General features: G+C 63.1%; 11 protein-coding genes. 8 read left to right on the top strand and 3 right to left on the bottom strand.

Translation table 11 applies throughout. The annotated features are described in order from the left end of the window. Positions 1-15 precede the first annotated feature (15 nt). Positions 16-1035, top strand: coding sequence for a diguanylate cyclase (locus HHL21_RS13990; RefSeq protein WP_169466855.1), 1020 nt, complete (start codon positions 16-18; stop codon positions 1033-1035). Positions 1036-1039: 4 nt separating this feature from the next. Here the strand turns inward: HHL21_RS13990 and murB are convergent, their stop codons facing one another. Then, positions 1040-2068, bottom strand: coding sequence for a UDP-N-acetylmuramate dehydrogenase (gene murB, locus HHL21_RS13985; RefSeq protein ID WP_169466853.1), 1029 nt, complete (start codon positions 2066-2068; stop codon positions 1040-1042). Positions 2069-2202: 134 nt separating this feature from the next. On the opposite strand from murB, the gene HHL21_RS13980 reads away from it, so the two are divergent. The 7 genes from HHL21_RS13980 to HHL21_RS13950 all read left to right on the top strand — a co-directional run bounded on the left by HHL21_RS13980 (position 2203) and on the right by HHL21_RS13950 (position 11469). Next, positions 2203-2688, top strand: a complete 486-nt coding sequence (locus tag HHL21_RS13980; RefSeq protein ID WP_169466851.1) for a YajQ family cyclic di-GMP-binding protein — start codon at positions 2203-2205, stop codon at positions 2686-2688. A 128-nt stretch (positions 2689-2816) separates the two neighbouring features. Next, complete coding sequence (locus tag HHL21_RS13975) at positions 2817-4082, top strand: nitronate monooxygenase (protein ID WP_169466849.1); 1266 nt, start codon at positions 2817-2819, stop codon at positions 4080-4082. A 152-nt stretch (positions 4083-4234) separates the two neighbouring features. Further along, a complete protein-coding gene (locus tag HHL21_RS13970; RefSeq protein WP_169466847.1) occupies positions 4235-6622 on the top strand; it encodes a sensor domain-containing protein in 2388 nt (795 codons plus the stop codon). A gap of 247 nt (positions 6623-6869) precedes the next feature. Further along, a complete protein-coding gene (locus tag HHL21_RS13965) occupies positions 6870-8108 on the top strand; it encodes a sensor histidine kinase (protein WP_169466845.1) in 1239 nt (412 codons plus the stop codon). 63 nt (positions 8109-8171) lie between these two features. Then, positions 8172-8933, top strand: coding sequence for a LytR/AlgR family response regulator transcription factor (locus tag HHL21_RS13960; protein ID WP_169466843.1), 762 nt, complete (start codon positions 8172-8174; stop codon positions 8931-8933). A 238-nt stretch (positions 8934-9171) separates the two neighbouring features. Then, positions 9172-10332, top strand: a complete 1161-nt coding sequence (locus HHL21_RS13955) for a PAS domain-containing sensor histidine kinase (protein WP_229496411.1) — start codon at positions 9172-9174, stop codon at positions 10330-10332. Between the two features lie 126 nt (positions 10333-10458). Continuing rightward, complete coding sequence (locus tag HHL21_RS13950; RefSeq protein WP_169466841.1) at positions 10459-11469, top strand: porin; 1011 nt, start codon at positions 10459-10461, stop codon at positions 11467-11469. Between the two features lie 49 nt (positions 11470-11518). On the opposite strand, the gene HHL21_RS13945 is transcribed toward HHL21_RS13950, so the two are convergent. Both HHL21_RS13945 and HHL21_RS13940 read right to left on the bottom strand, forming a co-directional pair. Then, positions 11519-12169 (bottom strand): class I SAM-dependent methyltransferase, encoded by a 651-nt coding sequence (locus HHL21_RS13945; RefSeq protein ID WP_169466839.1) that lies wholly within the window; start codon positions 12167-12169, stop codon positions 11519-11521. Between the two features lie 8 nt (positions 12170-12177). Further along, positions 12178-13119 (bottom strand): CysB family HTH-type transcriptional regulator, encoded by a 942-nt coding sequence (locus tag HHL21_RS13940; protein WP_169466837.1) that lies wholly within the window; start codon positions 13117-13119, stop codon positions 12178-12180. Positions 13120-13235: the final 116 nt, after the last annotated feature.

Genomic DNA, 13235 nt, shown 5'->3' with positions numbered 1-13235 from the left:
GTCGCAAAGGGAAGCATGTCAGAAATCAGCCAGGTCAGTACCGCCCGGGAGTCGCCCGTCACGCATCTCAAAGTTCGTGTCCTGCTGGTAGACGACCAGCTCATCATTGTCGAAGCGGTCCGTCGCATGCTGGACGGCCAGCCCGATATCGAATTCCATTACGTGAGCAATGGCGCCGCCGCGCTGGAGACGGCGGTCATGATGAAGCCGACCGTGATCTTGCAGGACCTGGTCATGCCCGATGTCGACGGCTTCGCGCTGATCCAGGCCTACCGCGAGCAGGAAGCGCTGGCGTCGGTGCCGGTGATTGTCCTGTCGGCCAGGGAAGACCCCAAGCTCAAGGCGCACAGCTTCGCGGTCGGCGCCAATGATTACGTGGTCAAGCTGCCGGACCGGATCGAGCTGCTGGCGCGCGTGCGCTACCACTCGTCCGGCCATATCAGCCGGCTGCAGCGCGACGAGGCCTTCCAGTTCCTGCGCGAGAGCCAGCAGCGGCTGGCCGATGCGAACATCGAACTGCAGAAGCTGGCCGCCCTCGACGGCCTGACCGGCATCGCCAACCGCCGCCGCTTCAACGAAGTGCTGGACCTGGAATGGCAGCGCGGCCGGCGCGAGAAAACGCCGCTGTCGCTGGTGATGTGCGATATCGACTGCTTCAAGCACCACAACGATACCTTCGGCCACCAGGCCGGCGACATGTGCCTGAAAAAGACCGCGGCGATCCTGACCGGGCACCTGAAGCGGCCAGCCGACCTCGCGGCGCGCTACGGCGGGGAAGAGTTCGCGCTGGTGCTTCCCGATACCGGTGCGAAAGGGGCGATGCACATCGCCGAAGCCTGCCGCAGCCATCTGGAAGCGCTGGCCATCGATAACAGCGGTTCGGCGTCGGGCGACGTGGTGACGATGTCGGTGGGTGTGGCGACCGTGCTGCCGAGCGCGGAGAACTCGATGGAAGAGCTGGTCGCGCGCGCCGACCGCGCGCTGTACGCGGCCAAGTCGGGCGGACGTAACAAGATTTTCCTCGCGCCGGACTAAGCGTTCAAACCAACACCGGCTCCGGTTCGAGCAGCACGCCGTAGCGCGCCGAGACGTCGGCCTGGATCGCGCGCGCCAGCGCCAGCACATCGGCGCCGCTGGCGCCGCCATTATTCACCAGCACCAGCGCCTGTTTCGGGTAGACGCCCGCGGCGCCGAGCTTCCTGCCCTTCCATCCGCACTGGTCGATCAGCCAGCCGGCCGCCAGCTTCTCGCTGCCATCCGGCTGCGCATGGTGCACCAGCGCCGGAAACTGCGCCAGCAGGCGCGCGCATGCGGCGCCCGTGACCAGCGGGTTCTTGAAGAAGCTGCCGGCGTTGCCGATGACGGCCGGGTCGGGCAGCTTGCGGCGGCGGAGCGCCACCACCGTGTCGCTGACCTGCTGCGGCGTTGGCTGTTTGACGCCGGCCTCGCTGAGCGCCTGCGCCAGTTCGGCGTAGCGCAGGTTGGGCTGCCAGTCGCGCGGCAGCGCGAAGGTGACGTCGACGATCGCCAGCCCCTGCCCTTCGGCGCGCTTGAACACGCTGTCGCGGTAGCCGAAGCGGCACGCCGCGGCATCCATCGTGCGCAGCTCGCCGCTGGCCATGTCGAACACGGTCAGCGAATGGAATACATCCTTGATCTCGGCCCCGTACGCGCCGATGTTCTGGATCGGCGCCGCGCCCAGGGTGCCGGGAATGAGCGACATGTTCTCCAGCCCGCCCAGGCCCTGCGCCAGCGTGTACTGGACGAAGCCGTGCCAGTTCTCGCCGGCCGCGCCGCGCACCAGCACGTGGCTATCGGTTTCGCCGGCGAGGGCCTTGCCGGCGCCCGTCATGTGCAGCACCAGGCCGTCGAAGTCGCGCGTGAGCAGCACGTTGCTGCCACCGCCCAGCAGCAGGCGCGGCAGCGCGGCCAGCGCCGGGTCGCCGATCACGGCGGCCAGGTCTTCCGGGCCGCGCACGCGCAGGTAGCGGCGCGCCCTGGCGTCGATGCCGAAGGTGTTCAGCGATTTGAGCGGGAAATCGTGTTCGATGGCGAGGTGTGCGTGCATGGGATACCGTATTTTTTGCTCGATTATAGGATACCAGCCATATTTTCCGGCATCGGGAGCGGGACGGCGGCCGGTTGTCCGTTAAAATATCGGCATTCTACAATTAGCAAGTAAAACAAGAGAGGAACCCTACTATGCCATCGTTTGACGTCGTCTCAGAAGCAGACATGATCGAAGTGAAAAACGCGGTCGAGCAATCCAACAAGGAAATCACCACCCGTTTCGACTTCAAGGGCAGTTCGGCCAAGGTCGAACAGAAGGAAGCGGAACTGACCGCCTACGCCGATTCGGACTTCCAGCTGTCGCAGGTACGCGATGTGCTGATCAACAAGATGTCCAAGCGTAAGGTCGACGTGCGCTTCCTCGACGAAGGCAAGATCGAGAAGATCGGCGGCGACAAGGTCAAGCAGGTCATCAAGGTCAAGAACGGTATCGAGACCGAGGACGCCAAGAAGATCGTCAAGGTCATCAAGGACAGCAAGATGAAGGTCCAGGCCAGCATCCAGGGCGAATCGGTGCGCGTCACCGGCGCCAAGCGCGACGACCTGCAGGCCGCCATGCAGATGCTGCGCAAGGATGTGCCGGACATGCCGCTGGAATTTAACAATTTCCGCGATTAAGCAGCGCCCCGCAAGCAGCCCGCAAGCCGGGCTTTTGGGCATTCTTGCCCATGGAGTAGAATGGAGGGTGCGGAGCGCGCCAAATGCCGCGCTATGCACCCTGGAAACTCGGTAGTCTAAGGATAGCAATGAAACGTGTTGATGATTTCCGCCTGCGTCTGGGCAACAAGGAATATGTTCCCATCATGATTGGCGGAATGGGTGTCGATATTTCGACCTCCGAGCTGGCGCTGGAGGCTGCGCGCCTGGGCGGCATCGGCCATATTTCCGATGCGATGGTGCAAGATGTGTCGGACCGCAAGTTCGATACCACCTTCGTCAAAGACAAGACCAAGACTTACAAGTTCAACATCAACAACATGGACAAGGCGGTCGTGCAGTTCGACCTCGAGCGCCTGGCCGAGGCGACCCGCCTGCACGTCGGTTCCACCATGGCGGCCAAAAAAGGCGACGGCCTGATCTTCGTGAACTGCATGGAGAAGCTGACCATGAATTCGCCGAAGGAAACCCTGCGCACCCGCCTGTCGGCCGCGCTCGACGCCGGCATCGACGGCATCACCATGTCGGCCGGCCTGCACCTGGGCTCGTTCGCGCTGATCGAAGACCATCCGCGCTTCCGCGAAGCCTACCTGGGCATCATCGTGTCGTCGGTACGCGCGCTGCAACTGTTCCTGCGCAAGGTGTCCAAGCTGAACCGCTTGCCTGACTACATCATCGTCGAAGGCCCGCTGGCCGGCGGCCACCTCGGTTTCGGGCTCGACTGGGCCGACTACGACCTGCACACGATCATGGACGAGATCCACGCCTTCATGCGGGCGGAAAACCTCGACATCCCGCTGATCGCGGCCGGCGGCATCTTCACCGGCAGCGACGCCGTCAGCTTCCTCGAAAAAGGCGCCGGCGGCGTGCAGGTGGCGACCCGTTTCACCGTGACCCACGAGTGCGGCCTGCCCGACAACGTCAAGCAGGAGTACTACAAGGCCTCGGAACAGGACATCATCGTCAACGGCGTGTCGCCGACCGGCTATCCGATGCGCATGCTGAAGAACACCCCGGCGATCGGCTCGGGCATCCGTCCGGGCTGCGAGTCCTACGGCTACCTGCTCGACGCCACCGGCAACTGCTCCTACATCAATTCGTACAACCGCGAAGTGATGGCCAATCCGGACGCCAGGCAAGTCGTGGTGATGGACAAGACCTGCCTGTGCACGCACATGCGCAACTTCAACTGCTGGACCTGCGGGCACTATACCTACCGCCTGAAGGACACCACCCACCAGCTGGCCGACGGCACTTACCAGATCCTGTCGGCCGAGCACGTGTTCAGGGATTACCAGTTCAGCGTCGGCAACCAGCTTGCGCTGCCTGAAAAGCAGGACAGCGCCGTCGCCTGAGCGGTTTGCCCCGCCGACTAAGCCCGCGTTCGCCGCGGGCTTTTTTATTCCGTGCGCCATTTCCCAGGTGCTAAACTGTCCTGCAAACATCGCACCAAAATGGAACCTCCTGGTGGCGGATGTGTCCAACCTGTCGTGCTCAAGGGGACCACATGCTTGTCAGCGAAGACACCGACATTGCTGCACTGCTTACCGATGCGGCTGGCAAAGTCGTCAGCTGGAGCGACCGGTGCGAGACCCTGTTCGGCATTCCTGCGCCAGTGGCGCTGGGCAACACCCTGGCCAGCCTGCTGGACATGCCCGGGCGCGAGATGCTGCTCGAACGGTGGTCCGGCATCCACAAGCAGTGCGACGCGCTGGAACTGGGCATTCCACTGCCCGACGGCAGCTGCCGCAGCGTCGAACTGACCCTGCTGTCCCAATACGACGTCGATGGCGCGCTGACCGGCTTCGTCGCCTTCTTCGTCGCCGACCCCAGCGGAAAGGAACTGTCGCTGGTCGGTCGCATGCCGCTGAGCAGCGTGATCGACGTGCTGCCCGGCACTTTCTACGTCATCCGCGAGGACGGCACCTTCGCGCTCTGGAACAAGACCCTCGAGCGCGTCACCGCCATGACGCCGGAGGAACTGAAAGTCGCCCATGCGCTCGACATGTACGACATCACCGACAAGCGCATCATCGCCGCCAGGATCAAGGAGGTGTTCGAACACGACGCCCAGGTCTTCGTCGAGGCCAACTACCTCGACAAATACGGCAACGCCACGCCCTACCTGCTGTGCGGCGCGCGCATCGAATGCCGCAGCCGCCGCTACCTGTGCGGCATGGGCATCGACATCTCCGACCGCCGCGCCCAGGAAGAAGTGCTGCGCATCCGCGAGCGCGCCCTGCATGCCACCAGCAACGGCCTGGTCATTGCGCGCTGCGCCGACGGCGACAACCCGATCGAATATGTCAACCCGGCATTCGAGCGCATCTCAGGTTACTCGGCAAGCGAAGTCATCGGACGGGATTCCCGCTTCATGGCCTCGCCCGGCCTCGACGACGACGAACGCGACCGCCTGCGCAAGGCGGTCAGCGCACGCCGGCAGGTGAATGTGGTGTTGCGCAACCTGCGCAAGAACGGCGAGGTGTTCTGGAACGATCTCACGATCACCCCGGTGGCCGATGGCACCGGCAAAGTGACCCACTTCATCGGCGTCATTAATGATGTCACGGCCCTGAAGCACCGCACCGCCCTGCTCGAACACGAAGTCAACCACGATCCGCTGACCGGACTGGCCAACCGGACGCTGCTCTGGGACCGGCTGGAACAGGCTATCCACATGGCGCAACGGAATAAATCGCTGGTCGCGGTGGTGCTGATCGACCTGAACGGCTTCAAGCAGATCAACGACAGCTTTGGCCACGAAGCCGGCGACGAGGTGTTGAAGGTCGTGGCCAAGCGCCTGCAGGCGGCGGTGCGCGACAGCGATACGGTGGCGCGCCTGTCGGGCGATGAATTCGTACTGGTGCTGGTCAACCAGCCCTCGCTGCGCTATACGCTGCGCATGGTCGAGCGCCTGCGCGACGCGCTCTCGCGCCCGGCCGTGTTCGAACGTACCGAAATCGGCACTGGCGCCAGCATTGGCGTCAGCGTCTATCCGCACGACGGCACCGGCACGGTCGAACTGGTGCGCGCCGCCGATGTCGCGATGTACCACGCCAAGGCCTCGCAAAAGGATGAGGCCTGCTTCTTTTCATCGGACATGAAATCGACCGGCGAGGCGCGGCAAAAGCGCGAGGATTCGATGCGCAACGCGATCGACCGGCGCGAGCTGTTCCTGATGTTCCAGCCCCGCATCGACTTGCATGCGGGGCATATCAACGCGCTCGAAGCGCTGGTGCGCTGGCGCCATCCGGAGCATGGCGTGCTGCTGCCGGCGGCGTTCCTGTCCGATGCCGAACAGAACGGCATGATCGTCCCGATCGGGCGCGAGGTGCTTGAGCAAGCCTGCGATTTCCTGGCGCGGCGCCAACGCGCTGGCATGCCGCCGCTGCCGGTCGCGCTCAATTCCTCGTCGCGCGAATTCAGCCAACCGGGCTATGTCGACAACATCGCCGCCGTCATCGAGCGCCACGGGCTGCGTCCCGAGATGCTGGAAGTGGAACTGCGCGAGGACGGGCTCAACAACAACCACCAGCTCGGGCTGGACATCATGTCGCAGCTGCGCGACCTCGGCGTGCGGCGTTCGCTCGATGCCTTCGGCGAAGGCATGTCCGACTTGAATTACGTGCAGAAACTGCCGCTCACGCATATCAAGGTGGCGCGCTCGGCCATCAACCGCATTACCGAAGACGCGCGCAGCGGCGCGGTGGTCAAGGCCCTGATCGACATCGGACACGACCTTGGCGTGAAAGTGATTGCGAAGGGGGTCGAGACGCGCACGCAGATGGATTTCCTGCGCGCGAACGCCTGTGACGAGATGCAGGGCCGCCTGTTTTCCGAACCCTTGTCCGAATCCGCGCTGCAGGGAATGCTGACCGCCAGCGCGGCCATCTGAGGATCAGCTTTCGGACCTGATGCGCCGCCTCGACACGCCAGGCCGGCGTGGCCGGCGAGATTGGATTCGCGCGCGCATTCCATTACCCCGATTGTGCAGCCTGTCGCAAACGAATGGCCGCGCGGCCGCGCGCGGCCTACAGTTGCACCATCCCAACAGTATTTAACGCGGCAAAATGGCGTTTCCGGCTGCGCAGGCTTACACTGCGTGACAAAAAAGCCCATCACGCCCACGGAAACCGAATCACATGCAAGCTCGCCCTCCTCTCCAGCAATCTTTCGCCAACAGCCTCGCCTGGGTGCACAAGGGTTTTGACGCGACCGCGACCTGGGTCACCCAGCTCTCGTGGTGGAAATTTTTCCTGTTCGCCGCGCTGTCCCTGATCGCCGCCTCGATCGTGCAAGAGGAACTGTTCTCCGGCAGCGGCGCGCCGATGGTGGCGCGTACCGACAACAAGCCCGGCAAGCGCGACGCCGCCGACCCGCACATCGTGATCGACGACACCGGCATCCATTTCAATCCGCGCAAGGGCAAGCTGCCGGTGCCGCCCGAACCGCCGGCGCCGCCCGAGGCCGGTGAACTGCCGGTGCCGCCGGCGCCGCCGGCCACGGCGTCGACCGACGCCAGCGACGGCTCGGTCCACATCGAACTGCCGCCGCAGATCGGCGAAGAATTGTCGAACGCGATCGAGGAAGCGGTCGACGACATGGCCGAGCAGAAAGTGACGCGCTATCACAACCAGGCCTCGACCTGGTTCAAGAGCTTCATCTCGCTGCTGCTGCTGGCCTTGTTCGCCACCAAGGCCCTGATGGGCGGCAAGAAGCGCGCCGAAGCGGAAACCCAAAGCGCCAACGCCGCGGCCGAACGCGAATCGATGCAGCGCCAGCTGTCCGAGGCGCGCATGCAGATGATGCAGGCGCAAGTCGAGCCGCACTTCCTGTTCAATACGCTGGCCTCGGTGGAATACCTGATCGAAACCAACCCGCCGCGCGCCTCAAAGATGCAGCGCAGCCTGATCCAGTACCTGCGCGCCGTGCTGCCGCAGATGCGCGACAACGCCGTCGTTACCAACCTCGGCCGTGAAGCGGACATGGTCAAGGCTTACCTGAACCTGCTCAAGATGCGCATGGAGGAACGCCTGACGGTGGACATGCAGATTCCCGACGAACTGCGCAGCGCGGCCTTCCCGCCGATGATGCTGCAGTCGATGGTCGAGAACGCGATCAAGCACGGCCTCGAATGCAAGCCCGAAGGCGGCACCCTGAAGGTCGTCGCCGAAGTGGCGGGCGCCAAGCTGCGCGTGATCGTCTCGGATGACGGCGTCGGCTTCGGCGTGCACCCGAGCGACGGCACCGGCCTTGGCTTGCCGACGATCCGCGAACGCCTCAAGCTGCTGCATGGCGACCAGGGCAAGCTGACCATCGCCGCCAACACGCCGAGCGGCGTCATCGCCACCATTGAAGTTCCCTATCAGGTGTCGAAGTAAGCGATTGATTTACGCCCGGTTTCGTTGAATAATTGTCACTCTCACTTTAAAGCAGATCGACTCATGCCTACCGCAATCATTGCCGACGACGAAAGACTGATGCGCGACCAGCTGCGCTTGCGACTGGGCCAGGTCTGGCCCGAACTGGAGATCGTCGGCGAGGCCAAGAATGGCGAAGAGGCAGTCGACCTGGTCCGGGAACTCAAGCCCGACCTGACCTTCCTCGACATCCGCATGCCGGGCAAGACCGGCATGGAAGCGGCGCGCGACATCGGCGCCCAGAGCAACGTGGTGTTTGTGACGGCGTACGACCAGTATGCGGTCGAAGCGTTCGAGCGCGGCGCGGTCGACTACGTGCTCAAGCCGCCTGAGCAGGAGCGGCTGCAGATCACCGTCGACCGGCTCAAGGCGCGCCTGTCCAAGCCGAAGGAGGCGGTGGCGGAAAACGTGACGGCGATGCTGTCCGAGCTGGCCGAGAAAATGTCGAAGCCGAAGCCGAGCTACCTGCAATGGATCCAGGCCAGCATCGGCCAGGACCTTCGCATGATCCCGGTGGAGGAAATCCTGTTCTTCCGCTCCGATGAAAAATACACCTGCGTGCAGACCGAAAAGTTCGAGGCGCTGATCCGCAAGCCGGTGCGCGACCTGGCCGAGGAGCTCGATCCTTCGCTGTTCTGGCAGATCCACCGCGCAACGCTGGTGAACGTGAACGCGATCGAAGGCGTGACGCGCGACATCCGTGGACGCCACCTGGTGCTGATCAAAGGCCGCCCCGACAAGCTCGAAGTCAGCCGCAGCTTCCTGCATCTGTTCAAACAGATGTAGGCGTCCCGCCGTTCTTCCCCGCGGAGGAATGGCGTCGCAGGCGTGTTCGCAATAGCGAACCCATCGATAAGCATGGCAATTTTTATTTGTTCGGATTGACAAGCCCTGACAGTAGACTGGCCGCATGCCAATTATTTCTCCAACGCAAAGCTTGCCTTACCTCAAGGTAAAAACTCTTCCGCAACTTATCGTACGCGGAGGGCTCGCCTTCGCGCGCCCATCACCGGCAGGCAAGCTTATGTCCCTGATGCGACTATCCGGCAAAGGATTGCAAGCAGCTGTATTCCTGATCGGCCTTGCCGGCGGCGCGGTGATCGCGCGCCTGGCCCGGACCGGCCGCGCTCCGCGCCTGCTGCGTAACCGCAGCCCCGGCATCATTGAAAACGCCAGCGACGCGATCATTTCCACCGATGAAACGCAGCATATCGTGCTGGCCAACCCATCGGCCGCGGCGATGTTTTCGACCACGGTCGCCGACATGCAGGGCAGCCTGCTGGCCCGCTTCATCAGTCCCGACCCGATCCTGCTGGCCGGCGGCGCCGCCCCGAACGTGTCGACATGGTTCAGCGCCGGCCGCAGCGGCCGCCGCGCCACCGATTACGCCGTCACCGGCGTGCGCGCCAGCGGCGAAAGCTTCCCGCTCGAAGGATCGGTATCGAGCAGCACCGAAAGCGGCGAGTCGCTCTACACCATCATCCTGCGCGACGTCACCGAGCGCCAGCAGGTGCAGGATAAGCTGTCGCGCTCGCACGCCCAGCTGCGCCAGCTGTCGGCCGCGCTGCAAACCATCCGCGAGGAGGAGCGCACCCACATCGCACGCGAACTGCATGACGACCTCGGCCAGCTGCTGGCCTCGCTGCGCATGGACCTGACCCTGCTGCAACAGCAGCCGGGCGCCAGCGCCGACGCGCTGCGCCTGATGAAGGGCATGGAGGACAACCTGCTGACGGCGATCACCTCGCTGCGCCGCATCGCCACCAACCTGCGCCCGCGCGCGCTCGATGAAGGCGGCCTGTTCTTTGCGCTGCAGGGCCTGCGCGATGACTGGGTCGACCGCTACGGCATTCCCTGCGACCTGTACGCCGACGAGAACGAGCTGCGCCTGGACGATACCGCCAGTACCGCCGTGTTCCGCATCGTGCAGGAAGCGCTGACCAACATCGCCCGCCATGCCGACGCCAGCCACGTCACCCTGAACCTGTTTCGCACCGATCACCAGCTGCTGGTCACAATCCGCGACAACGGCCGCGGCATCACGCCGGACGACATGGAAAAAGCCGAGTCGCTGGGACTTATCGGCATGCGCGAGCGCGTTTGGGCGATGAACGGCGAAATTACCGTCAGCGCCGAGGAACCGCCCGGCACCCGCATCGAAATTGTCTTACCCCTTCCCGAATGAAAGCATGTGTTGTGAATCTGCAACTCAGCTGCCGATGTCACGAAGTTGAAATATCGGCCAGATAGCATGTCATTCGATTCCTGGCAGTCACTGTAACAATCTTGTTGAAACTTAATGGAGATCTTCATGCAACGAAAACTCTTGGCAGCTGCCTTGTTCGCGTCCCTTCCCCTCGTCGCTGCAGCACAGTCGAGCGTCACCATCTACGGTATCGCCGATGCGTCCATCGCACGTGAAGATACCGACACGGTCGATGGCAGCCGGACCGTCGTCAACTCCGGCAACCAGTCGAGCAGCCGTATCGGCTTCCGCGGTACCGAAGACCTGGGCAACGGCCTGAAAGCGATGTTCAACCTGGAAGCAGGCGTTGCACTCGACACCGGCGCTGCCGATTCCGTCCTGTTCGGCCGCCGCGCAGTGGTCGGCCTGGAAGGTTCGTTCGGCCTGGTCACCATCGGTCGCGAATACACCCCAATCGCATCGGTTGCCGCGCAGTCGGACATCCTGGGCCAGGGCTTCTACGGCACCAACCTGTCGGCATTCAACACCAACCGCCTGACCCGCCGCCTGAGCAACTCGGTCAACTACAAGAGCAGCTCGCTGAGCGGCTTCAAGCTGCTGGCTGCTTACGGCCTGGGCGAGACCGCCACCGGTCCTTCGCTCGACACCGCAGGCGTCGCGCTGGAATACGCAAACGGCCCGCTGTTCCTCGGCGCCGGCTACCACCGGGTCGAGCGCCTGGCCACCGAAGATGACAAGGAATACACCTTCGGCGCCGGCTACAAATTCGGCATCGTCGAAGTCAAGGGTAACTACTTGGTTGCCGACCGTGCAGGTGTGAACAACAAGTTCGAGCAGGCCAACATCGGCGCGGCAGTGGCCGTCGGCGCCGCAGGCAAGGTCTACGTCAACGTGCAGCGCAACGAGCAGGCTTCGGCAAAAGGCAACCTGATCGCCCTCGCCTACAGCCACTCGCTGTCGAAGCGCACCAACGTGTACACCACGCTGGCATCGATGCGCAACAACTCGACCGGCGTGTTCGGCATCAACGCTTCGGGCGTGAACGTCACCCCGCCAGCGACCGCACCAGGTGCTGACCCGACCGCAATCGCGATCGGCATGCGCCACTCGTTCTAAGCAACACCCGGCAGGAAGCAGAAAGCCCGGACATGTCCGGGCTTTTTTACTATTTGAGGCGGCAGGTCAGCAGCCAGTAGTATTCCAGCCGTGTGATCCTGATCTCGCGTACCGACGAGCCCAGCTTCTTGCGTAGGCCGCTGTCGGACGGGTAGTTCTTCGGGATCTCGTAACGTTCGCCGTCGACCGCCGTGCGGATCTGGAACGTGTTGCCTTCCAGGTCGGTGCGCGCGACCGTGTCGCTGCTGCCTTCAACGTAGCAATCGTCGAGCAGCACCAGCATCACATCCTTGCCGATCTTCTTGCTCAACTTGGCGAGGAAGCGTTCCTGCTCCGCGCGTTGCACGTGCGACCACCAGAAGCCGATGAAGATCGCCGTGAAGCTGCCGAGGTCGGCCGGCAGGTCATAGGCGTCGGCGACGCGCAGCTGCACCTTGTCGGCTGGCAGCGCGCGCAGCTTCGCCATCTCGAGCATTTCCGGGTTGACGTCGGTGGCCAGCACCGAGTCCGCCGTTTCGGCGATGAGCCGGGTCCAGTAGCCGGTACCGCATGCCAGTTCCAGCACCACATGCCCGCGCAGGGTGTCGGCCACCAGTTCGCGCATGGCGGCAAGGTCTTCCTGGCGTTCAGGTTTGTCGTACACGCGGTCGTGGCTGGAGGCGCTCTTTGCGTAAAATTCTGCGGATCGTTCGGTAATCATGTTCTTCTTTAAAGCTCGTAAGTGTCTTTGGTGCCGCTCATGGCCGATTCGACCAGTTTGCGGTTCAGGGTTGGGGCCAGCAGTTCGATGAAGGTGTACACGTAGCTGCGCAGGTAGGAGCCCTGCTTGATCGCGACCCGCGAGGTGTTCATGCCAAACAACTGGCCGACGGAAATCGCGCGCAGGTTCTTGTCGCGCTCGGCGTCGAAGGCCATGCCCGCGATGATGCCGATGCCCATGCCGAGTTCCACATAAGTCTTGATGACGTCGGCATCGATGGCTTCCAGCAGCACATCCGGTTTCAGCCCACGCAGCGAGAACGCGTGGTCGATCTTGCTACGCCCGGCAAATGCGCTGTCGTAGGTAATCAGTGGATAGTTGGCAATTTCCTCCAGCGACACCGCCTTCGACTTCAGCAGCGGATGGTCGGGCGGCACCACGACCACATGCTCCCACTGGTAGCACGGCAAACTGATCAGGCCGTCGACGCTGGCGATCGACTCGGTGGCGATGGCCAGGTCGGCCTGGTCGCGCTGGACCATGTCCGCGATCTGGCGAGGGTTCCCCTGCAGCAGCGAAAGGCGCACCTTCGGATACTTCAGCATGAATGCCTGCACCACTTTCGGCAAGGTGTAGCGCGCCTGGGTGTGCGTGCAGGCAATCGTGAAGCTGCCGCTGTCCTGGGCGGCGAATTCCTTGCCGATCCGTTTCAGGCTATCAATTTCCTGCATGACAACTTCGACCGACTGCAGCACCAGCCGCCCGGGCTCGGTCAGGCCGCGGATGCGCTTGCCGTGGCGGGTGAAGATGTCGACGCCCAGCTCTTCCTCGAGCTCGATGATCGCCTTCGACACCCCGGGCTGCGAAGTGAACAGGGCCTTGGCGGCGTCGGTCAGGTTGTAATTCTGTCGCACTGCTTCGCGGACGAAGCGTAATTGATGGAGGTTCATTGCCCTTTTTCTCAGTAAAACTCGCGATATTTGTATTTTATAAGAATTGCTATATGCCCCATACGCATATAAGCAAATAAATTCTCAGTCGTTTGGAATAAAAGCCGAATTCCTTA

This window comes from Massilia polaris, assembly GCF_012927275.1.
GTDB lineage: Bacteria > Pseudomonadota > Gammaproteobacteria > Burkholderiales > Burkholderiaceae_D > Telluria_A > Telluria_A polaris.
The sequence above is the reverse complement of the archived record's forward strand: the minus strand, read 5'-3'. Positions and strand labels throughout refer to the sequence as shown.